Consider the following 20,142-nt stretch of genomic DNA (forward strand, 5'->3'; position numbering starts at 1 on the left):
GCCCCGCAGCGAGGCTGTCGCCCCCTCCCATGTAGAGAGAGGGGCGCCCGGCCAGGGGGAAGGCGCATGGCGCCTCAAGGGGAGCTTGTCGCTCTTATCCCCAGGACAGAGCAGACAAGTCATTCACAAACACCGGCATGTCCTTCCACAGCCCGCGCAGCTTCTTGTTTGCCACGGTCACCCACTGCGGGGTGTAGAGAAAGCCGTGCACCGAATCATGCGCCAGCAGGCGCTGGGCATCGCCAAGCAGGCGTGCGCGGTCGGCGGGGCGCGGTGTGTGCTTGATCTTGTCGAAAAGCTCGTTGAATTCCTGGGATTGGTAGCCCCAGTAGTAATCGGGCTTGGCAAAGTTGCCCAGATCAAACGGCTCCACATGCGAAATGATGGTCAGGTCGTAGTTCTTGTTGGTGTAGGTGCCCGACAGCCACTGTGCCCATTCCACATTCTGCAGCTTGAGCTGGATGCCGATCTTGGCCAACTGGGCTGCAATCAGCTCACCGCCTTGGCGCGCATAGGGCGCGGGCGGCAGCGTCATGGTCAGCGTCAGCGGGGTCTTGACGCCAGCTTCAGCCATCAAAGCCTTGGCTTTTTCCAGGTCAAAGGGGTTGACACCTGTGGTGTCCACATAGCCAAAGGCCGTGGGCACATAGTAGCTGCCGATGGGCACGCCATAGCCATCGGCGGCACCGGCAATCACGGCCTTGCGATCGATGGCGGCGGCAATGGCACGGCGCACGCGGATATCGCTGAGCGGCTTTCGCGCATTGTTGATGGCCAGAATGGTCTTGGCGCGCGAGTTGCTCACCACCACCTGAAAGCGGGCGTTGGCCTTGAACTGGGGCACGCTGCGCGGCGAGACGCGCGGGAAGGCATCGACATCGCCGGCCAGCAGGGCTGCAACCTGTGCTGCGGGATCGGGGATGAAGCGGAACACGGCGCGCTTGATGCGAATGCTCTGTGCCGAGCGATAGCCGGGCCAGGCGGTCAGCGTGACCGATGCACCCTTGGCCCAGGCCGCCAGCTTGTAGGGGCCGGTGCCCACGGGCTTGCTGGCGTTTGTGGTGGCGCTCTTGGGTTCGACAACGATGGAGGTTGCCTGACCCATCATGAACAGAAAGTCGGGATCGATTTCCTGGTTGGTCAGCACCACCGTATGCTCGTCGGCGACCTTGGTGCTCAGATTGGCAAAGGTGCGCTTGTCCTTGTTGGTGCTTTTGTCGGCGGCCGCGCGGTCGAACGAGAACTTGACGGCGGCAGCGTTGAAGGGCTCTCCGTTCTGGAACTTCACATCCTTGCGCAGGCGAAAGGTATAGGTCTTGAGATCGGACGAGACTTCCCAGCTTTCGGCCAGCAGAGGCGAGACGCTGCCGTCGGAGTTGATCTTGGTCAGCGTCTCAAACACGTTGTAGAGCACGACTTCGGCAATCGAGGAGGCAGCCCCGGCCGTGGGGTCCAGTCCTGGCGGCTCCAGCGTCATGGCCAGCGTGACACTGTCTTTCTTGGCCTGGGCCATGGCAGGCCAGGCAGCGAACAAGGGCAAGCTGGCAGCCGAGCTGGCCAGCAAGGAGCGGCGATTGAGCATCAACAAAGTCTCCGATGGGGGGGCTGGCCGCATGGGGCCATCAAAAGCGCTGCAAGTCATCGCGGGGAGCGGACTTGTTTCATATGCGTTTTTACACCAGTCGGAGCAGTCTTTGCAGTGGTCGCAGGCATATCGCTGCTGCGAGTGTGAACAACTGTTTGCCGGCCCGGTTCAGATGACTCGCGGTGCGGCCTTGACCAAGGCCTGGGTATAGGGGTGCTCGGGGGCGGAGAACAGCTTGCGCGGTGTGCCGCGCTCCACCACTTCACCCTGATGGAGCACGATGACCTGATCGCAGACATGCTGGACCACGGCCAGGTCATGGCTGATGAACAGATAGGACAGGCCCAGCTCGCGCTGCAGGTCCTGCATGAGATTGAGCACCTGGGCCTGCACCGAGACATCGAGCGCACTGACCGGCTCGTCGGCCACGATCAGGCGGGGGCGGGTTATCAGAGCGCGGGCAATGGCAATGCGCTGGCGTTGGCCGCCGGAGAACTCGTGCGGATATTTGTCGGCGTCCTGCGCGCGCAGACCGACCTGGTCAAGCACGCTCAGCACCTGCTGGCGCCTGGCAGGGCGACTGAGCTTCTCATGAGTCGTTCCCAAAGGCTCGCTGACGATGGCTTCCACTGTCATGCGCGGGTCCAGCGACCCATAGGGGTCCTGAAACACCATCTGGAAGTCGCGCCGCGCGGCGCGCAGTTCCTGTTCGGACAGCAGGTGCAGATTGCGGCCCAGCAGTTCCACCCTGCCTTCGCTGGGGCGGTCCAGAGCCATGACCAGACGCGCCAGCGTGGACTTGCCGGAGCCCGATTCGCCGACCACGCCCAGGCTTTGTCCGCCCTGCAGCTCGAAGCTCACGCCGCGCAGCGCCTGCAGCGGCTCGGGCTTGTGCCACAGTGATGTGCGGGGACGTGAATATGCGCGTTTCAGGCCGCTAACCCTGAGCAAGATTGCGCTGCTGGTTCCAGCTTCAGAGGTTTCGGCTGGCTCGTTCATGTCCTTGCTCCTGCCGTCAGCACCTGTTCATACAGGCAGCGTGCCACATGGGGCTGGCGCCAGGAAGCGAGAGAGGCCGGTGCCATCATGCTGGGCTGGTGTAGCGTGCGAGGCTGGGGGCGCTCCACATAGCACTCGTCCTGAGTATGGGCGCAGCGGCCCGCAAACGGGCAGCCTGCGGGCAGGTCCACGAGCTCTGGCACGGCTCCGGCAATGGTGGGCAGATGGGCTGTACCTTCTGTGGCGTGGAGTTGCGGGCGTGCAGCAAACAGGCCGCGCGTATAAGGGTGGGCGCGCCTGGCGAACACCGCTTCCGTCATGCCGGATTCGACCACGGTGCCGCCATACATGACCAGCAGCTGTTCCGCATTCTGGGCAATCACGCCCAGGTCATGGCTGATGAGTACCAGCGCCATGGAATGCTCGGCCACCAGCTCCTGCAGCAGATCCAGAATGCGCTGCTGAACCGTCACATCCAGGGCTGTGGTGGGCTCGTCGGCCACCAGCAGATCGGGACCGCAGGCCAGAGCCATGGCAATCATGATGCGCTGGCGCTGGCCGCCGGAGAACTGGTGCGGATATTCATCGAGCCGCTGCGCAGCCTGCGCGATGCCCACCCTCTCCAGCAGCTCGGTGGCGCGGGCGCGGGCCTGGGCGCGGCTCATTCCCAGATGAAGCCGCAGGGGTTCTGCCACCTGGCGGCCGATGCTGTGCACGGGGTTGAGGGCACTCATGGGTTCCTGAAACACCATGGCCATGCGGTTGCCACGCAGGGCGCAGAGCTGGCGCTCGCTCAGGCACAGCAGTTCCTGGCCGTCCAGCTGGATGCTGCCGTCCACTTGCGCGTGCTCGGGCAGCAGGCCCATCAGCGCCAATGCCGTCAGCGATTTTCCGCAGCCCGATTCGCCGATCAGGCCCAGCGTGGCACCGCGCTCCAGCGTAAAGCTCACATCGCGCACGGCCTGGGCCCGGCCGCGATGGGTCTGCAGATTGATGGTGAGGTTGGAGACTTCAAGCAAAGCCATGGTGATTCAACGCTCGCGTGTCAGTCGAGGGTCCAGCAGGTCGCGCAGACCGTCGCCCAGCAGGTTCAGACCCAGCACCGACAAGGCGATTGCCAGGCCGGGCCAGACGGCCAGCAGCGGCGCCTGGAACATCAGGGTCTGGGCTTCGCTGAGCATGCGTCCCCAGGATGGCTGGGGCGGCTGCGTGCCCAGGCCCAGATAGGATAGGGCGGCCTCGGCCAGAATGGCCAGTGCAAACTGAATGGTAGCCTGCACGACGAGTACGGCCGCAATATTGGGCAACACATGCTGCAAAGTGATGGCACTGCGGCTTTTGCCGCAGGCGCGCGCGGCCAGCACGTAGTCGCGCGCCCAGATGGCGTTGGCCGAGGCGCGGGTGATGCGCGCAAAGGTGGGGATGTTGAAGATGCCGATGGCAATGATGGCATTGACCATGCCGGCTCCAAACACGGCTGTGAGCATGATGGCCGAGAGCAGGGCTGGAAAGGCAAAGGTGAAGTCCGCTAGCCGCATGATGATTTCCTCCACCCAGCCACGGCGTGCAGCGGCGACCAGGCCCAGCACCACGCCCAGCGTCAGACCTATGCCCACGGCGATCAGGCCCACGGCAATCGATGCACGTGCACCGACCAGAATCTGCGAGGCAATATCGCGCCCGAAGGCATCGGTGCCCAGCCAGTGCCGGCTGCTGCTGGCCTGCAGGGCTGCGTCCATATCCACTTCATAGGCTGAGCCGGGGGTCCAGGCAAAAGACAGCAGCGCGGCGGCAACCAGCAAGGTCGTGAGCAGGGCGCCGAGCACAAAGCTGCGGTGCTGCAAGGCGCGCCGGCCAAAGCTTTGGGGCTGTGTGCGCGTGAAGGCGCGTGTCGGGTAGTCGCTCACGCTGGCGCGGGTATCGGTCTGCCTGCTCATATATCGCTGGCCTTGATGCGGGGGTCGATGGCGGCATAAAGCACGTCGACGACAAAATTCACCACCACCACCATGGCGGCCAGCAGCAGCACGCAGTTGCGCACCACGATCACATCTCGGTTGGAAATGGATTGAAAGATCAGTCGGCCCAGGCCCGGCAGATAGAACACGTTCTCCACCACGATGGTGCCTGCCAGCAGGTTGGCGAACTGCAGGCCCATGACGGTGACGACGGGAATCATGGCGTTGCGCAGCACATGACGCCAGAGCGCCGCGCCGCGTGAAAGCCCCTTGGCGCGGGCCGTGCGCACAAAGTCCTCGCGCAGCACCTCCAGCACCGCAGAGCGGGTGATGCGTGCCAGGATGGCTGCCTGCACCACGGCCAGCGCAACGGCAGGCAGCAGCAGTGCCTGCAGCGCAGGCCAGAAGCCGCCGCCGGCCTCCTCGCTCCAGCCCGGAAAGCCGCCGGCCGAGAACCATTGCAGCTTCACCGAGAACAGCAGGATCAAAAGAATCGCAAACCAGAAGTTGGGGATGGCAATGCCGATCTGGGCCAGGCCCATGAGGCCCACATCGCCCCAGCGTTTGTGGTTGGCGGCCGCAAACACTCCCGCAGCAATGGCCAGCACGGCGGTGATGCACATGGCCATGATGGCCAGCGGCACGGTGACCGCAAGGCGTTCCCAGACCAGCTCGGTCACGGGCGAGCCATAGACGTAGCTGTCGCCCATGTCGCCGTGCAGCAAGCCGGCTATCCACTGCCAGTAGCGTGTCAGCACGGGCTGGTCCAGGCCCAGTTGCTGAGCCATGGCCGTCACGGCCTCGGGCTCGGCATCGGGGCCCATGAGCATCTGGGCTGCATCGCCGGGCAGGACTTCCAGCACGGCAAAAACCACGATGGAGGCACCGATCAATGTGGCGACCAGCGTGAGCAGGCGTTTGAGCAGGAAGATGCTCATGGCGTGGGGCGTTGTTTCATCGTGAAGTGGGCTCAGACGCGGTGTTTGCGTGCTGCGCAGCATAGCGGCAATTGTGCCGTGTCCGAGAGGGGGCGGCTTTGTCCCAGGCGCTGCCATGTCTTGGGGAGCTTGGGATAATGTGGGCCGATACCGAGAACTGCACAGGAGCTGGCACATGGCATTGATGATTACCGATGAATGCATCAACTGCGATGTGTGCGAGCCCGAGTGCCCCAACGATGCCATCTATATGGGTGAGGAGTTCTACGAAATCGATCCGCACAAGTGCACCGAGTGCGTGGGCCACTTTGACGAGCCCCAGTGCGTGCAGATCTGCCCCGTGGCCTGCATACCGGTGAATCCGGAGTACATCGAAAGCCGTGAGGTTCTGTTCAAAAAATATGAGCTGCTTACGCAGGCCAAGAAAGAAAGTTAAGGCTTTTTTAGCCTGAATTACTTGTATATCAAGCGCAAATAGCTCCTTATTCAGGAGCTATTTTTCATTCTGTCTCGGGTTCAGGCCTCGCCAGCTGCGGGCTGGGCGGCATCGGGCGCAGGCTTGCGGGGCGGTTTGGGGCGGGGCGCCTTGGTGGTGTGAATCGCGAGAGTCGCCTTGTCCATCTGGCCGGCCACCATATCGGGCCAGGCCTTGAGCGAATGTGCGATGGCGTCTTCGATCAGCTTGAGCTGGTCGGGGGCCGGCTTTTTGAGCACCCAGTTGGCGACCTCGCCCTTGTGGCCGGGGTGACCGATCCCTACGCGCAGACGCCAGTAATTGGGCGAGCCGAGCTGGGCATGGATATCTCGCAAGCCGTTGTGGCCGCCATGGCTGCCGCCGAGCTTGAGCTTGACCACGCCGGGCTCGAAGTCCAGCTCGTCATGCACGACCAGGATTTCCTCGGGCTGAATCTTGAAGAAGCGGGCCAGTGTGCCGACCGACTTGCCCGAGAGATTCATGAAGGTCTGCGGCTCCAGCAGCCAGATGCTCTGGCCGTGGATGCTGGTGCGTGCCATCAATCCCCAGTAGCTGCGTTCTGGAACCAGGTTGACCTTGAGTTCGCGCGCCAGCGCATCAATCCACCAGAAGCCGGCATTGTGCCGGGTGTCTTCATATTCAGGGCCGGGATTGCCGAGGCCGACAAACAGTTTGATCATTGCTCGATTATCTTCTTGCCAGCAAGGCTGGGCGGGCAGGGGCTGTTGTGCATGGGCCAAAGAAAAAGCCCACCGAGGTGGGCCTTTTCTTGGAGTACAGCGGCAGGCGCCGTACCGAAGTCACAAGAATTACTTCTTGCCCTTCTTGGCGGGAGCAGCTGCGGGAGCAGGTGCGGCGCCTTCGGCAGGAGCCACTTCGGGCAGCTTGATGGAGATCAGCGAAGGGTTCTTGTTGGCGCCACGCACCACAGCCTTCACGCCATTGGGCAGCTTCAGAGCTTGCAGGCCCAGCACGGACTTGGAAGTCAGAGCGCTCAGGTCCACCTTGATGAACTCGGGCAGGTTTGCGGGTTCGCAGATCACTTGCAGCTCGTGCATCAGAGGAGTCACGGTGCAGTTCTCGACCTTCACGGCGGGGGATTCAGCAACGCCTTCGAAGTGCAGGGGCACGTTCATGTGCAGCTTGGTGTTGCCGTCCACGCGCTGGAAGTCGATGTGTTGCACCAGCTTCTTGTAGGGGTGGAACTGCACGTCGCGCAGCACGACCTTGGTCACTTGACCGTTGATTTCCATGTCCAGGATGCTGGAGTGGAAAGCTTCCTTGTGCACAGCGTGCCACAGGGCGTTGTGATCGATTTCGATCAGTTGGGCTTCACCAGCACCGTAGACGATACCGGGGGTCTTGCCCGACAGACGCAGACGGCGGCTCGCACCCGTACCTTGCTTGGCGCGCTCAGTAGCGACGAATTGCATAACTAACTCCTAGATGGGCGGACCGCGACCAGTCTCGCCCGATTGATAAAAGAATCTGCACCTTGCAGCAAGGCCGTGGATTCTTGCGGTGGCCTCGAAACGGTCAAACCTCCCGAAGGAGGTTTGCTTGGGCTCGAAGCCGAAAAACCAGAGATTTTAAGCGGTAAACAGACTGCTCACCGAATCACCTGTGGAAATGCGGTGAATTGTCTCGGCAAACAGGCCGGCCACAGACAGCTGGCGAATCTTGCCGCACTGCTGGGCTGCGGGGCTCAGAGGAATGGTGTTGGTCACAACCACTTCGTCCAGAGCGCTGCCGTTGCCGATGCGTTCCAGGGCCGGGCCCGAGAAGATGGGGTGCGAGCAGTAGGCGTACACGTTCTTGGCGCCGCGCTGCTTGAGCACTTCGGCGGCCTTCACCAGCGTGCCGGCGGTGTCGATCATGTCGTCCATGATCACGCAGTTGCGGCCGTCGATATCGCCGATCACGTGCATGACTTCGGACACGTTCGCCTTGGGGCGACGCTTGTCGATGATGGCCAGATCGCAACCCAGTTCCTTGGCCAGGGCGCGAGCACGCACCACACCGCCAACGTCGGGGGAGACGACGATCAGGTCTTCGTAGTTCTTCTGACGCAGGTCACCCAGCAGCACGGGGGTGGCGTAGATGTTGTCCACGGGGATGTCGAAAAAGCCCTGGATCTGGTCGGCGTGCAGGTCCATGGTCAGCACGCGCTCGACACCTACGGCCTGCAGCATGTTGGCCACCACCTTGGCGGTGATGGGCACGCGGCTGGAGCGGGGGCGGCGGTCCTGACGGGCGTAGCCGAAATAAGGGATCACGGCGCAGATGCGCTCGGCCGATGCGCGCTTGAGGGCATCGACCATGACCAGCAACTCCATCAGGTTGTCGTTGGTCGGAGCGCAGGTGGACTGAACCACGAAAACGTCGCGGGCGCGAACGTTCTGCTTGATCTCGACCGCGACTTCTCCATCGGAGAAACGGCCAACGTCAGCAGCACCAAGAGAGGTGCCGAGGTGCTTAACAATCTCTTCGGCCATGCCAGCATTGGCATTGCCTGTGAAGACCATGAAATCAGAGTGATGTGAATGCATTGTGCGTCCCAGTGCTGTGGGTTGCTATGACGCAAGAAGATGTTTGGCAGGGGAAGAAGGATTCGAACCTTCGCATGCCGGAATCAAAATCCGGTGCCTTAACCAACTTGGCGACTCCCCTACACAGGCCTTTTGTCGAAGACAAACAGCCTTATAACTTGTTCTCTGGAATCCAGCTATTAAGTGGGTGTTTTTCCAGATTTCTGCAAACCTTGATCTGCCATGTGCCAGGAGCACAGCTCAAATCAATGCTTTGCGCTATCGGTGCAAATACCGCACTTCCAGAGCCCGTCATTCTAGCATGCAATTTGAGTGATTCGAGCCAGCTTCTGACTTTCATCACCTCGGGCTGCAAGCCTTCAGCGACCGGCTGCAGGTCGTTTCGGCCAAAGCCGAAGTGATTTGCAGCGAAGTCCGCAACTATAGCAGGCTTTGTGTCTCGTTTCAGGAGATCACTGGAAAAAATCTTGCCAGTTTCCAGGCCCTGTTCGGGTTTGACCACCAGGAACTGCTGCTCCGGCAAGGCATTGCGGCCTGTCAGCGGGGTGATGAATTCGCCGATGCCGCTGACCCAGGCCGAGTGACCGCAGAGGAAAAAGGGAACATCGGCGCCGAGCTTCACGCCTATGCTTTGCAGTTCCTGGCGCGATAGGTTCAGATTCCAGAGGCGGTTCAATGCCATCAGTGTGCTGGCCGCATCGGATGAGCCGCCCCCCATGCCGGCCTGGGCGGGCAGGTGCTTTTCAACCCCTATGCGCACGCCTTGCGTGCAGCCTGTGGCTTGCTGCAGGGCGCGGGCCGCGCGTGTGATCAGATCATCGGCAGGCAGGTCAACGCCATTGAGGTCTTCACGGCTGATCTGGCTGCTGACCGTGCGCTCGAGATGCAGCACATCATGCCAGTCGATGAGCATGAAGACGGATTCCAGCAGGTGATAGCCGTCAGGCCTGCGGCCGGTAATGTGCAAAAAAAGGTTGAGCTTGGCCGGGGCCGGCACGTCATAAAGCGAGTGCATGGCGTGTATGTGTCAATAAGAGAAAAACGGTGCAACGATAGCACCGGGTTGCCGGCCAGTCAGCGAGCGTCCTGATCGAGAACGATGCGCAAGGAGGCCTCGGGTGGCGGGCTGATGCGGTCGGCACGCAGGCGGCCATCGCTGATGCGCGAAAGATCTGTCTGCCAGCCGGTCACAGCCGTGTTCTTGCCTTGCAGCCAGTCGAACAGCGCGGTGACGGGAATCTCGCTGCCTGTCATGCGGGTGATGAGTTCAGGCAGGGAGTCTGACTGGGTGATCTGATCGCCCTGCTGCAAGGTGGCTCCGGCACGCGTCCATTGCAGGCGGGCCATGATGGATCCCAGCGGGTTGAAGACCAGCAGTGTTCCGCTCTCGGGCTGGCCTTGCAGCTCAAAACCGGCGCTGAAGGATTGCTGCTGGGCATCCTGGACCTGTAGTGCCATGCGGCCGGACCAGTGGTGGCTGGCCGTCACATCGAGCTGCAGCTGCCGTGCCGGTTGGGCGCAGCCGCCGAGCATGGCCGCTCCCAGGGCCAGCCCGAGGGCTGGAAGAATTTTCAAGAAAGTCGGCCTGCGCTTCATGGCGTCACTTTGTGGCGTTTGAGGGTTTCCAGCAGAGTGTCATTGCTGCTGTCTGCCTTCATGCCCTGGCGCCAGATGAGTTGGGCGCGGTCTTGCTTGCCCTGGGCCCAGAGAACTTCCCCCAGGTGGGCGGCAATTTCCGCATCCTGACGCGTGGCATAGGCCTGCTCCAGCAGTTTTTCGGCTTCGTCCAGATTGCCGCGGCGGAAATGCACCCAGGCCAGACTGTCGGTGATGAATGGATCGCCGGGCTGCATGTCCAGAGCGGTCTGGATCAAGGTCTGCGCTTCTTCCAGCTTGATGCCGCGATCAGCGTAGGAATATCCCAGTGCGTTGTACGCATGCTTGAAATCGGGCTTGCGCTTGATGATGTCGCGCAGCAGGCGCTCCATCTCGCTGAAATTTCCGGCTCTTTCCGCGAGCAAGGCGGTGTCGTAGGCCAGCTCCACATCATCGGGTGCCTGGCTCAGCAACTGAGCTTGCAGCGCATAGGCTTCCTTGTTCAGGCCTGCATCGCGCAGCAGCTGCACCTCGGCAATCTGCTTGAGGCGCTTCTGGTTGGGGCCGTTTGCCGGAATGGCCTGGATCAGGGCACGAGCTTCCTTCACCTTGCCCTGGCGAGCCAGCAGATCGGCGCGCCGGGCCTGCACGCTGAGCAGGTTGGCGGCATCGGGAATGCGCTGCAGATAGATGTCGGCTTCGTCGTAGCGCTGACGCTTCTCTGCCAGGTCGGCCCTGAGCAGATAGAGCTGGGATTCGCCAGCAGCGCGACCCACACCCTCAGGCAGCTTGGGCAGCAGAGCGCTGAACTGTGTCAGGGAGACGTCGGCAGCATCCAGCTCACCATCCTGCAATTGCAAATTGGCGAGCATGACCCAGGCTTCCGGAAATTCGGGCGCCTCGCGCGTTATGAGCTGCAACTGGGTCTTGGCATCGGCGTTGCGTTTTTGTCCAAGCAGCACGCGGGCATAGGTCAGGCGCAGTTGTGGCGAATGATTCTTTTCAAGATAGCGCTTGACCAGCGGCTCCACTTCGGCGGATCCCGATTCCAGCAGTTCCATGGCCAGCAAGGCGACGGCACCCGATTCAGGACCCAGCTTGGCGCCGTTCTGCAGCGCCTGCAGGGCGGCAGGCTTCTGACCGGCGATCAGGCGCATATGGCCTATGGCGGCCCAGGCCATGGGGCCGTTCTTCGGGTCCTTTAAATCGATTTCCAGCGCTTGCTCGACCACATCGGCGGCCAGAGGCTTGTCCGAGGCATTGTTGTAGAGCTGGGTGATGGCCAGAAAAGTGGCGCTGCGATTGGCTTGAGGGGTCAGCTCGACCTCTCGACGCAGATAGCTGGCCGAGTCTGCAATGCGGTTCATCACCACCAGAATGCGCAGCACTGCGCGGTTGGCATCGCGTGATTCGGGGTAGGCCTCCAGCCAGGCGCGGGCATTGCGCAGTGCGCGGTCGCCCGAGCGGGACTGAATGGCAAGTTCGGTGGCGCGGCGATAGAGCTTTTCGTTGTTGCTGCTGCGCGCGGCCTCCATCATCAGGGCCTGGGCGTCCGTCAGGGCGCCTTCCTGAGCGGCCATCTCTCCCACCAGGATTTCGTAGAACAGCTCGGCAGAGAGGGCCGCTTGCTCATTCTCACGCTCCGCGGCCTGCTCTAGATCGGTGCTTTGCTCGATCTTGTCCTGCTGGGATGGCGGGTCAGCGGTCTGGGCGGATGCGATTGCCGATCCCATGGCCAGAACGGCGGCCACGGCGAGTCCCTGAAAACGTAGAGGATGAACCATCGGCTCATAATAATCCAAGCTTGTTGAACACTTGGCGAAGATGAGATTGCATGCCTGAGTTGCCCGAAGTCGAGGTTACGCGCCGCTCTTTTGCTGACCGCATTGCGGGTGCGCAGATTGAGAAAGCCACCTTGGGAAAGCCCCTGCGCTGGCCTCTGGGGCTGTTGCCGCAGGCATTGGTCGGCAGGGTCGTGCTGGGCGTGCGCAGACGCGGCAAGTATCTGCTGCTGGACCTGAGCGAGGGTCTGCTGCTCATGCACCTGGGCATGTCTGGCAGTCTGCGCTTTGTGGGCCGCGACGAGGAGCCGCTGGGAACTGGCGGAGTGCATGATCACTTCGACCTGCAGACATCGCGCGGCTTGCTGCGTCTGCATGATCCGCGCCGCTTCGGAGCCGTGATCTATGTTCCGGATGAAGGCGATGCCCTGGCGCGCAAGCTGCTTGACCATCTGGGTATGGAGCCGCTGAGCGACGGATTCACGCTGGACGCCTTTCAAGCCGGGCTGGCGGCCAGTCGCTCGCCCATCAAGCAACTGCTGCTCAGCGGCAGCGTGGTCGTCGGTGTCGGCAATATCTATGCTTCCGAGGTGTTGTTTCTCTCGCGGATTCACCCGACAACACCGGCGCGCGATGTGGGCAGGCGCAAGGTCAAGGTTTTGTATGAGGCCATTCGAACCGTGCTGGCCTTGGCGGTGGAGAAAGGCGGCACGACCTTGCGCGATTTTTCCGCGGCCAACGGCATGGAAGGGCACTTTCAGTTGGAGGCCCAGGTTTATGGCCGCGATGGCCTGCCTTGCTCGCATTGCGGCGCCGCCATCCAGCTCATGCGCCAGGGGCAGCGCAGCACCTATTACTGCGCCCGCTGCCAGAAGGCCGCAAAAACTCTCTGAATTTGATAGCTAATACCGCAGTTTGAGTATGCGTTCAGGCATGTTTTGACGTCACAATTTCATTTTGATGCTTGATATGCCTCAGAGGCGTCGCCAGTGCCCAGGCATTGGCGCTGTTCTGCGCCGTTGCGTGCAGATACTTTGCGGCTGGAGATATCAGGCCAGCCTCTGGAAGAGCCGTAGATGCTGTCAAGGGGCAATGCTATATATTGATCAGGCGGTCAGCCTTGGCTGACCCGGCGACTCAGACAAACAAGAGGGGTAGATGTGTCAGCTTCATTCAACGAGCAGTTTGGTCAGTATGGCGCATGGCGACGGGGCTTTGCCACCCAACTGCAGGAGCTGCGTGAATGGTTGATTGCCCAGGATCTGCTGGACGCTTCGGTGCAGGAGCGCTTGCAGAGACTGGAAGAGCAGATGCGCACCGACAAGGTCATGGTTGCCTTCGTGGCCGAGTTCTCGCGCGGCAAATCCGAGCTGATCAACGCTGTCTTCTTTGCCCATTACGGCCGCCGGCTGATGCCGGCCAGTGCAGGCCGCACCACCATGTGTCCGGCGGAGCTGGGCTGGGAGCCGGAGCTGCCGCCTTGTCTGCGTCTGCTGCCCATTGATACCAGAGAGTCGCCGGAGAGCCTCGGCCAGTGGCGCATGCGTCCCGACGCCTGGGTGCAGCAGCCGCTGGATATCGCCGATGCGCAGCAGATATCCGACACGCTGGCCAAGGTGGCTGAGGTGCGCAAGGTCTCCATCGATCAGGCCAGGGCCTGGGGCTTTTGGCATGACGACGAGGCTGCCGACAACCCCATGGTCGATGCCGACGGCTGGGTCGAAGTGCCGATGTGGCGCCATGCCTTGATCAATATGCCCCATCCTCTGCTCAAGCAGGGACTGGTGATTCTCGACACGCCTGGTCTGAATGCCGTGGGGGCCGAGCCGGAGCTGACCGTCAATCTGATACCCCAGGCACATGCCGTGGTCTTTGTGCTGGGCGCCGATACCGGCGTGACCAAGTCCGACCTTGCCATCTGGCGCGACCATGTGCTGCCGGCAGGAGCCGGCAAGGCGGGGGGCGATGACGCCCTGGCTGCATCGCGTCTGGTGGTACTCAACAAGGTGGATACGCTGTGGGACAGTCTGAGTTCTGGCGCGCAGGTGCAGGCCCAGTTGCGCCGTCAGCAGCAGGACTCGGCCCAGTTGCTGGGGGTGGCGCTGGAGCGCGTGCTGCCCATCTCCGCCCAGAAGGGGTTGGTCGCCAAGGTGGGGCGTAACGACAGCCTGCTTCAGGCCAGCGGCCTGCCCGCTTTTGAAGACCTTCTGGCCAATGGCATCATGGGGCAGCGCCAGAAAGTGCTGCAGGCCGCTGTGCGCACCAATGTGCAACAACTGCAGTCGCAGGTGGAGCGTGTCATCAATATGCGCCGCGGCGATCTCGACGACCAGCTGGCCGAGCTCTGCGGCCTGCGCGGCAAGAATGCGACGGTGATTGCCAGCATGCGTGCCCGTATCGAGGCCGAGCACAAGGAATTCGACCAGAGTGCCAGCCGCATCCAGGCCATGCGCAATATCCACATGCGCATGCTCAAGGAGCTTTTCCTGCTTCTGAGCTCGAGCACTTTGAAGGCCGAATTGGCCGAGCTGAAAGAAGCGCTGGATCAGCGTGGGCTCAAACTTGGCCTGCGCAAGGTCTATGAGCAGACTTTCGAGCGCCTGCATGCCGTGGCTGCAAAGGCGCAGGACCAGGCCGATGAGATCCAGGCAATGATGAGTTCCTCGTTCAAGGAGCTTAATGCGGAGTTTGGCTTTTCCCTGCAGACACCGCCGCAGCTGGTGCTGTCCGAGCTCAAGGACGACTTGCGCAGCATCGAAGGCAGTTACACCCAGTATCTGGGGCTAAGCAGTGTCATCAAGCTCGGCAGTGCCGACTTTTCGCAGCGCCTGATCAAAGCTCTGGCGCTGCGTCTGCGCACGGTGTTTGAAGCGGCATCGAACGACGTGGATATGTGGAGCAAATCACTGACTGCACCAGTCGATGCACAATTGCGCGAACGTAAACGCAGTTACACGCGCCGCCTGGAGGCTGTGGACCGGATCAGCGGTGCAGCCACTGAGCTGGAGGAGCGCATTGCAGACATGGAAAATGCGCAAGCCCGCCTGGGCATGCTGCAGACGCAGCTGATCAGCGCATCGGCGCAATTGCTGGATCCGATTGCGGCCGAGCGGCCGCAGGCCGCGTCCATGCCGTTGGACATCAACCTGGTAGCTTGAAATCTTGACTCTCCCTTCGATTGCCGCAGCCGTAGTGCAGTGGCAGGCCAGCCATGGCCGCAATCATCTGCCCTGGCAGCAAACCCGTGACCCTTACCGCGTCTGGCTGTCTGAAATCATGCTGCAGCAGACCCAGGTCAGCACCGTACTGGGCTACTACCAGCGCTTCCTGGACGCTTTCCCGGATGTGGCCAGCCTGGCGGCTGCACCGCAGGATGCCGTGCTGGCGCTGTGGAGCGGCCTGGGCTACTACAGCCGCGCGCGCAATCTGCATAAATGCGCGCAGACCGTGATGGAGCAATGGGGCGGGGCTTTTCCGCAAACGGCCGAAGAATTGGCGACCTTGCCAGGCATTGGCCGTTCCACGGCCGGCGCCATTTCATCGTTCTGCTTTTCCGAGCGGGTGCCGATTCTGGATGCCAATGTGCGACGTGTTCTCACAAGGGTGCTGGCGTTCGATGCGGATCTGGCTCAGTCCAGAAATGAAAAGCAGCTGTGGGAACACGCCCAGCAACTGTGTCCCACCGAGAATCTGCACGAAGCCATGCCGCGCTACACCCAGGGCATGATGGATCTGGGCGCCAGCGTCTGCACATCGCGCAAGCCCACCTGCCTGGTGTGCCCTCTGCACTCCGAATGCCGGGCGGCCCGTGCCGGCAACCCGGAGAACTATCCCGTGCGCACGCGCAAGATCAAGCGCAGCGCCGAGTCCTGGTGGCTGCTGCTGGCGGTGGATGCACAGCGCCGCGTATGGCTGCAAAAGCGCCCGCAAGCCGGTATCTGGGCCGGGCTTTACAGCCCGCCGGTCTTTGAAGACTATGCGGCACTGCAAAGCCATGCGCGGGCCGCATGGCCTCAGGACGGAACCCGGAGCTGGCAGGACCTTCCCGCTTTTCTGCATGTGCTGACCCACAAGGATCTGCACCTGCATCCGGTTCTGGTGCCCGTCGATCAGGCGCACGCCGCCTTGGTCTCAGAGGCCGATGAATCCTGCTGGGCGGATGCCGCGGCCTGGGCGGAGCTGGGTCTGCCGGCCCCGATCCGCAAGCTGCTCGATGCCGGGCTGGCCTGAACGCCTGCCGCATGAATGAAAAAAGGTGACGGCAGGCGTCACCTTTTTTCATGGCTGAAGATTTCAGAAGCGCAATCTGGGCATCAGCATGGAGCAGCGCAGCCCCATCAAGGCCAGCCACAGGGCCCTGGCCTGAGGGTTGCCGCGCTGTGTCTGCAATTGCCGGCCCGCGGCCACCACCTGCTGGCGCAGGACTTGCTGCGCCTTGCGGTCGCCTTGGCTTTGTGCGCTCAGCCAGAGTTGCTGGTACTGCTGCACGCTGAGCTGGCAAGGCTCGCCAAGCAGATGGCGCGACGAAGTGTTCAGCAAGGCCTGAGCCTGCGGGGTGTGTCGTGACTGGTTCATGCGGCCTCCTCTTGTTTCGAAGACTTGCTTGGCGCTTCGCTCTCGCTGCGTCCAAAGGCGTACCAGTCCACATGACGGGTACAGATCATGACCAGGGCCAGCACGCCGAACAGGGCGATGGAGCCGACGACCAGAGCGGTCTGCTCCAGCTGCAGCAGCACATACAGCAGGCCGTACAGGGCCGAGATGGCAATCGCGAACGGCAGGCCGCGTCTGATGCTGCCCAGAATGTGGCTGGCATAAAAGGCCAGCAGAGCCACGCAGGAGCTGGCCGCAATCGCATAGGCCGTGGCAAAGCCCAGGTGTTCGGACAGGCTGATCAGCAACAGGAAGAAGCTGCACAAGGCCGAGCCGACCAGCAGGTACTGCACGGGGTGAACGCGCAGCTTTTTCATGACTTCGAACAGGCCGACCGCGACAAAGGTCAGGATCACAAAAAGAATGCCGTATTTGGTGGCGCGCTCGCTCAGCGAGTAGACATTGACGGGGTTGACGAACTCCGTGTCCATGGTTTCGAGGCAGGGGCCGCTGTCGTCATGACTGCGGGCTGCAGAGGCGGCATAGGTTTCCGAGCTGCCCCAGTAGCCAGGGCTGCAAAGACGTTGCTGGCGGGTAAAGGCCGTGCTGGCAGAGGTGGCCAGCGAGGACAGCTCCCAGCTGGCGGTAAAGCCGCTGTCCGTCACTTCGCGTCGGCTGGGTAGAAAGCTGCCGCCAAACGAGGGATGAGGCCAGTCGGCCGTCAGCGTGACCTTGCTTTCCGTGGCGATGGGGCTGAAGGCGAGCTGTTCCGTGCCCAGCAACTGCAGCTTGAGTTCCAGATTCAGGGCTTCGCCTTTTTTCAGCAGGCTGGAGTCAATTTCCGCCTGGATGCCCTTGCCGTAGCGCTCCAGCGGAGTGCCGGATTCGACCGCCAGGTCCTGGCCGTTGGCCTGCAGCGTCGCGCTGCGGATGCCGCGGGGGTCGCTGAGCGCGAATGCCGCAAAGACTTTCTTGCAGCGCACCACGGCGTTGGGCTCGCTGGGTTTGGGCAGCTCCGCATACTGCGCGGCATTGGCAAAACCGGCCGAGATCTGGTCGTGCAGCACATAGGTGTTGATGTGGTGCAGGCCGCGTGAGCGCTCTTCCATTTTGGCGTTGGCATCGTGGTTGAGTGTGTCGGGCAGCAGCATGCGCTGGAATTCGCGGGTGCTGTACTCGATTTTCTTGCCATTGGTCGTGCTGGTGGTTTCGGTGCAGTTCTGCACCAGGGCCGGGCCGATCAGCGTCTGCGTGCCGGCCAGGCTGGAGACCACGCTTTGCACGGCGTAGTCGCGGTTGCGTATGCGGTCTTTCACCACATCCTGAATCATGGACAGGCCGGCCATGAGCAAGGCCAGAACGATCAGCAGTGAGACTGTCTTGAACAGCAGTCGGTTTTTCATGCGTGCTCCTGAATGAAGGGTTTCAGGACGCAGTGTCGGCAGCGACTGTGTGGGCGCAATGAAGTCTGTGAAGCGGGTGTGAAGTCCTGCTCGAAAGCCTTGGCTGCTCAGCTTTGGGGAGCAAAATCCAGTGTCACGGCGAGGCCGGGGTGGCGATTTCGGACCTGCATGCTGCCGCCATGAAGATGCATGATGCGGGTGACGATGGACAGGCCCAGCCCGGTGCCGCTGCGCTCTCCGTTAGGTCTGGGGGTCGTGAAGAAGCGCTCGCCCAGGCGGGCCAGCAAGGGCTCGGCCACGCCCGGACCCTGATCGCTGACGGTGATGCGGTGAGGGGCCAGCTCAAGCTCGATCACGCTGTTCTCTGCAGAGAAATCCAGGGCGTTCTGCAGCAGATTGCTGATGGCCAGGGTGACCAGGCCGGCCTCCCAGGGGCCGTTGCTGTCCACACCGCTCAGGTGCAGGGCCATGCCGCGTTGCTCGGCATGGCTTTGCAGCGCAGCCATGGCTTGCCGGGCACATTCCATCAGGCTGCAGCCATGGCTGGTGTCCAGTTGCTGGCGCTGCTCGAGGCGGCTGAGCTGGAGCAGCTGGTCGATCAGATTCTGCAGACGCAGGCTCTGGTCCACCACCTGTCCGGCAAACATGGCCCGGTCCTGGGGCGGCAGCTCTTCCTGCAGCAACTCGCCCGCGCCGCGTATGGCGGCAACCGGGCTTTTGAGTTCGTGGGTCAGGGCGCGCACATAGCCCTCGATATAGTCGCGCCCCTCCAGGCGCTTGCGCATATTGTCCATGGCCTGTGCCAGCTCGCCCAGCTCGCCGGGCATGTCGGGTATGGAAGCAGGGGCAGAGGTCTGAGCGGGGTGGGCAGACTCGTTGAGCGTGGGGGCCTGCACCTGTTGTGCATAGTTGCGCAGCCGGCGCACGTGAAGCACAAACCACCAGGTGACCGCACAGCCCACGGCGGCGGACAGCAGCACAAACAGCAGGCCGCCGCGCAGAATCTTCTGCTCCGCGCCGTCGACGATTTTCTGTACCGAGCTGGAGGGCTTGGAGGTGGTCAGCACCCCGGCAATCTGGCCGTCCACCATGATGGGCGCGGAGACATACATGACGCTGCTGGATTCGTCCTCCTTGACGGCTCGCGTGGTGCGTGCGCCATATTCACCGCGCAGCGTCAGATAGACATCGCGCCAGCGCGAGTAGTCGGCGCCCTGGTCCCTGCCCAGGGAGTCGAACAGCACCGTGCCCCGGGCGTCGGTGACGGTGATGCGCAGATCCAGCGTGGTCTTGCGCGTGTCCCAGATCCAGGCCTGTATCGGCTTTTGTGTGTAGCCCTGCAGCTGAGCGGCAAACGTGCTGTCCGCACCGGCTTGCAGCCGGCCTTTTTCCATGTCGGCACTGGCCAGCGTGGCAAGCGCATAGGCGGTCTCCACTAGCGTGTCCTCGGTCACCTTGCGCACGCTGGGCTTGATCTCCACCATGAAGACGCGCAGTACGAAAAAGGCGGCCAGACCGTTGATCAGGAAGAAGGCGAAGAAGAGACGCAGGCCCAGACGCATACCGGCTATCCGGGCTGGTTCAGGCTATAGCCCAGACCGCGGTGGGTGACAATGAGCTCCTGGTCGGGCAAACGCTCGCGCAGTTTGGCGCGCAGGGTCTTGATGTGGGTATCCACCGTGCGGTCCGTGCTCTCGCTGTCCAGCCCCCAGATTTGCTCCAGCAAGGCGTCGCGGCTCAGGATGCGGCCTGCCGCGTTGACCAGACTCTGCAGCAGCTGATATTCGCGCCTGGTCAGATCCAGCGCCTTGCTGTGGATCAGGGCACGCTGCCCTTGCTCATCTATTTGAAGTACTCTTGCAAGCTGGACGGGCGCTGCAGGCTGAAATTGCCTGGAGCGGCGCAGCAGGGCGCGGGTGCGCGCCAGCAGTTCGCGCGGGCTGAAGGGCTTGGTCAGGTAGTCGTCTGCGCCCAGCTCCAGGCCCAGAACCTTGTCCATCTCCTCGCCTCTGGCGCTGAGCACCAGCACCGGAACAATGGAGCCGGCAGAGCGCAGCTCGCGGCACCAGTCCAGGCCGTTGCCATCGGGCAGGCCTATGTCCATGAGCAGCACATCAAACGCTGTCCTGCTCCATTGCTGACGCGCATCGGCGATCAGCAGGCTGTGGGTGACGGCAATGCCCTCGCGCCCCAGAGCGTAGCAAATCGTTCTTGCAATGGCTGGGTCGTCTTCGAGCAGCAGCACCTGCATGGCTGACGTCTGAG

General features: G+C 62.2%; 19 protein-coding genes and 1 tRNA gene. 4 read left to right on the forward strand and 16 right to left on the reverse strand.

Features of this window, described 5'->3' with window-relative positions; translation table 11 throughout:
* Nucleotides 1-94 precede the first annotated feature (94 nt).
* From CSE6_RS02790 to CSE6_RS02810, 5 genes are all read right to left on the reverse strand, one after another.
* Entirely contained in the window at nt 95-1,582 is a 1,488-nt protein-coding gene (locus CSE6_RS02790) for an ABC transporter substrate-binding protein (RefSeq protein ID WP_003066019.1), read from the reverse strand.
* A gap of 171 nt (nt 1,583-1,753) precedes the next feature.
* The gene (locus tag CSE6_RS02795; protein ID WP_054073486.1) at nt 1,754-2,584 is read right to left on the reverse strand and encodes an ATP-binding cassette domain-containing protein; all 831 of its coding nucleotides are present in this window, start codon (nt 2,582-2,584) and stop codon (nt 1,754-1,756) included.
* A complete protein-coding gene (locus CSE6_RS02800; RefSeq protein ID WP_059439830.1) occupies nt 2,581-3,609 on the reverse strand; it encodes an ABC transporter ATP-binding protein in 1,029 nt (342 codons plus the stop codon). The genes CSE6_RS02795 and CSE6_RS02800 overlap by 4 nt, the downstream gene beginning before the upstream one ends.
* Nucleotides 3,610-3,615: 6 nt before the next feature.
* Nucleotides 3,616-4,521 (reverse strand): ABC transporter permease, encoded by a 906-nt coding sequence (locus CSE6_RS02805; RefSeq protein WP_059439831.1) that lies wholly within the window; start codon nt 4,519-4,521, stop codon nt 3,616-3,618.
* Nucleotides 4,518-5,480 (reverse strand): ABC transporter permease, encoded by a 963-nt coding sequence (locus CSE6_RS02810; RefSeq protein WP_059439832.1) that lies wholly within the window; start codon nt 5,478-5,480, stop codon nt 4,518-4,520. The genes CSE6_RS02805 and CSE6_RS02810 overlap by 4 nt, the downstream gene beginning before the upstream one ends.
* Nucleotides 5,481-5,655: 175 nt before the next feature.
* Here CSE6_RS02810 and CSE6_RS02815 point away from each other — a divergent pair, with 175 nt between their 5' ends.
* On the forward strand, nt 5,656-5,916 hold the full coding sequence (locus tag CSE6_RS02815) for a YfhL family 4Fe-4S dicluster ferredoxin (protein WP_003066028.1): 261 nt from the start codon (nt 5,656-5,658) through the stop codon (nt 5,914-5,916).
* A gap of 80 nt (nt 5,917-5,996) precedes the next feature.
* Here the strand turns inward: CSE6_RS02815 and pth are convergent, their stop codons facing one another.
* From pth to CSE6_RS02850, 7 genes are all read right to left on the reverse strand, one after another.
* On the reverse strand, nt 5,997-6,635 hold the full coding sequence (gene pth, locus CSE6_RS02820) for an aminoacyl-tRNA hydrolase (protein WP_034357598.1): 639 nt from the start codon (nt 6,633-6,635) through the stop codon (nt 5,997-5,999).
* Between the two features lie 129 nt (nt 6,636-6,764).
* Nucleotides 6,765-7,388 carry a 50S ribosomal protein L25/general stress protein Ctc gene (locus CSE6_RS02825; RefSeq protein ID WP_034389256.1) on the reverse strand — a complete coding sequence of 208 codons (624 nt, stop codon included), beginning with the start codon at nt 7,386-7,388 and terminating at the stop codon, nt 6,765-6,767.
* Nucleotides 7,389-7,544: 156 nt separating this feature from the next.
* Nucleotides 7,545-8,504, reverse strand: a complete 960-nt coding sequence (locus tag CSE6_RS02830; protein ID WP_003066035.1) for a ribose-phosphate pyrophosphokinase — start codon at nt 8,502-8,504, stop codon at nt 7,545-7,547.
* A 44-nt stretch (nt 8,505-8,548) separates the two neighbouring features.
* Nucleotides 8,549-8,625: transfer RNA gene (locus CSE6_RS02835), tRNA-Gln, on the reverse strand.
* A 30-nt stretch (nt 8,626-8,655) separates the two neighbouring features.
* On the reverse strand, nt 8,656-9,519 hold the full coding sequence (gene ispE, locus CSE6_RS02840) for a 4-(cytidine 5'-diphospho)-2-C-methyl-D-erythritol kinase (protein ID WP_059439833.1): 864 nt from the start codon (nt 9,517-9,519) through the stop codon (nt 8,656-8,658).
* 59 nt (nt 9,520-9,578) lie between these two features.
* Nucleotides 9,579-10,100, reverse strand: coding sequence for an outer membrane lipoprotein LolB (locus CSE6_RS02845; protein WP_034357603.1), 522 nt, complete (start codon nt 10,098-10,100; stop codon nt 9,579-9,581).
* Complete coding sequence (locus CSE6_RS02850; RefSeq protein ID WP_059439834.1) at nt 10,097-11,884, reverse strand: tetratricopeptide repeat protein; 1,788 nt, start codon at nt 11,882-11,884, stop codon at nt 10,097-10,099. Before CSE6_RS02850 ends, CSE6_RS02845 begins: the two co-directional genes overlap by 4 nt.
* A gap of 50 nt (nt 11,885-11,934) precedes the next feature.
* On the opposite strand from CSE6_RS02850, the gene mutM reads away from it, so the two are divergent.
* The 3 genes from mutM to mutY all read left to right on the forward strand — a co-directional run bounded on the left by mutM (nt 11,935) and on the right by mutY (nt 16,111).
* Nucleotides 11,935-12,774, forward strand: a complete 840-nt coding sequence (gene mutM / locus CSE6_RS02855; RefSeq protein WP_059439835.1) for a bifunctional DNA-formamidopyrimidine glycosylase/DNA-(apurinic or apyrimidinic site) lyase — start codon at nt 11,935-11,937, stop codon at nt 12,772-12,774.
* 267 nt (nt 12,775-13,041) lie between these two features.
* The gene (locus CSE6_RS02860; protein ID WP_059439836.1) at nt 13,042-15,039 is read left to right on the forward strand and encodes a dynamin family protein; all 1,998 of its coding nucleotides are present in this window, start codon (nt 13,042-13,044) and stop codon (nt 15,037-15,039) included.
* Between the two features lie 4 nt (nt 15,040-15,043).
* On the forward strand, nt 15,044-16,111 hold the full coding sequence (gene mutY, locus CSE6_RS02865; RefSeq protein WP_059439837.1) for an A/G-specific adenine glycosylase: 1,068 nt from the start codon (nt 15,044-15,046) through the stop codon (nt 16,109-16,111).
* 63 nt (nt 16,112-16,174) lie between these two features.
* Here mutY and CSE6_RS02870 read toward each other — a convergent pair whose 3' ends face one another.
* The 4 genes from CSE6_RS02870 to CSE6_RS02885 form a co-directional block, all read right to left on the reverse strand.
* Nucleotides 16,175-16,456 (reverse strand): hypothetical protein, encoded by a 282-nt coding sequence (locus CSE6_RS02870; RefSeq protein ID WP_012837143.1) that lies wholly within the window; start codon nt 16,454-16,456, stop codon nt 16,175-16,177.
* Nucleotides 16,453-17,877 carry a cell envelope integrity protein CreD gene (creD, locus tag CSE6_RS02875; protein WP_059439838.1) on the reverse strand — a complete coding sequence of 475 codons (1,425 nt, stop codon included), beginning with the start codon at nt 17,875-17,877 and terminating at the stop codon, nt 16,453-16,455. The genes CSE6_RS02870 and creD overlap by 4 nt, the downstream gene beginning before the upstream one ends.
* Before the next feature lie 107 nt (nt 17,878-17,984).
* On the reverse strand, nt 17,985-19,439 hold the full coding sequence (gene creC / locus CSE6_RS02880; RefSeq protein WP_059439839.1) for a two-component system sensor histidine kinase CreC: 1,455 nt from the start codon (nt 19,437-19,439) through the stop codon (nt 17,985-17,987).
* Between the two features lie 5 nt (nt 19,440-19,444).
* A complete protein-coding gene (locus CSE6_RS02885; protein WP_059439840.1) occupies nt 19,445-20,128 on the reverse strand; it encodes a winged helix-turn-helix domain-containing protein in 684 nt (227 codons plus the stop codon).
* Nucleotides 20,129-20,142 lie beyond the last annotated feature (14 nt).

This window comes from Comamonas sp. E6, assembly GCF_001010305.1.
Taxonomy (GTDB): domain Bacteria; phylum Pseudomonadota; class Gammaproteobacteria; order Burkholderiales; family Burkholderiaceae_C; genus Comamonas; species Comamonas thiooxydans.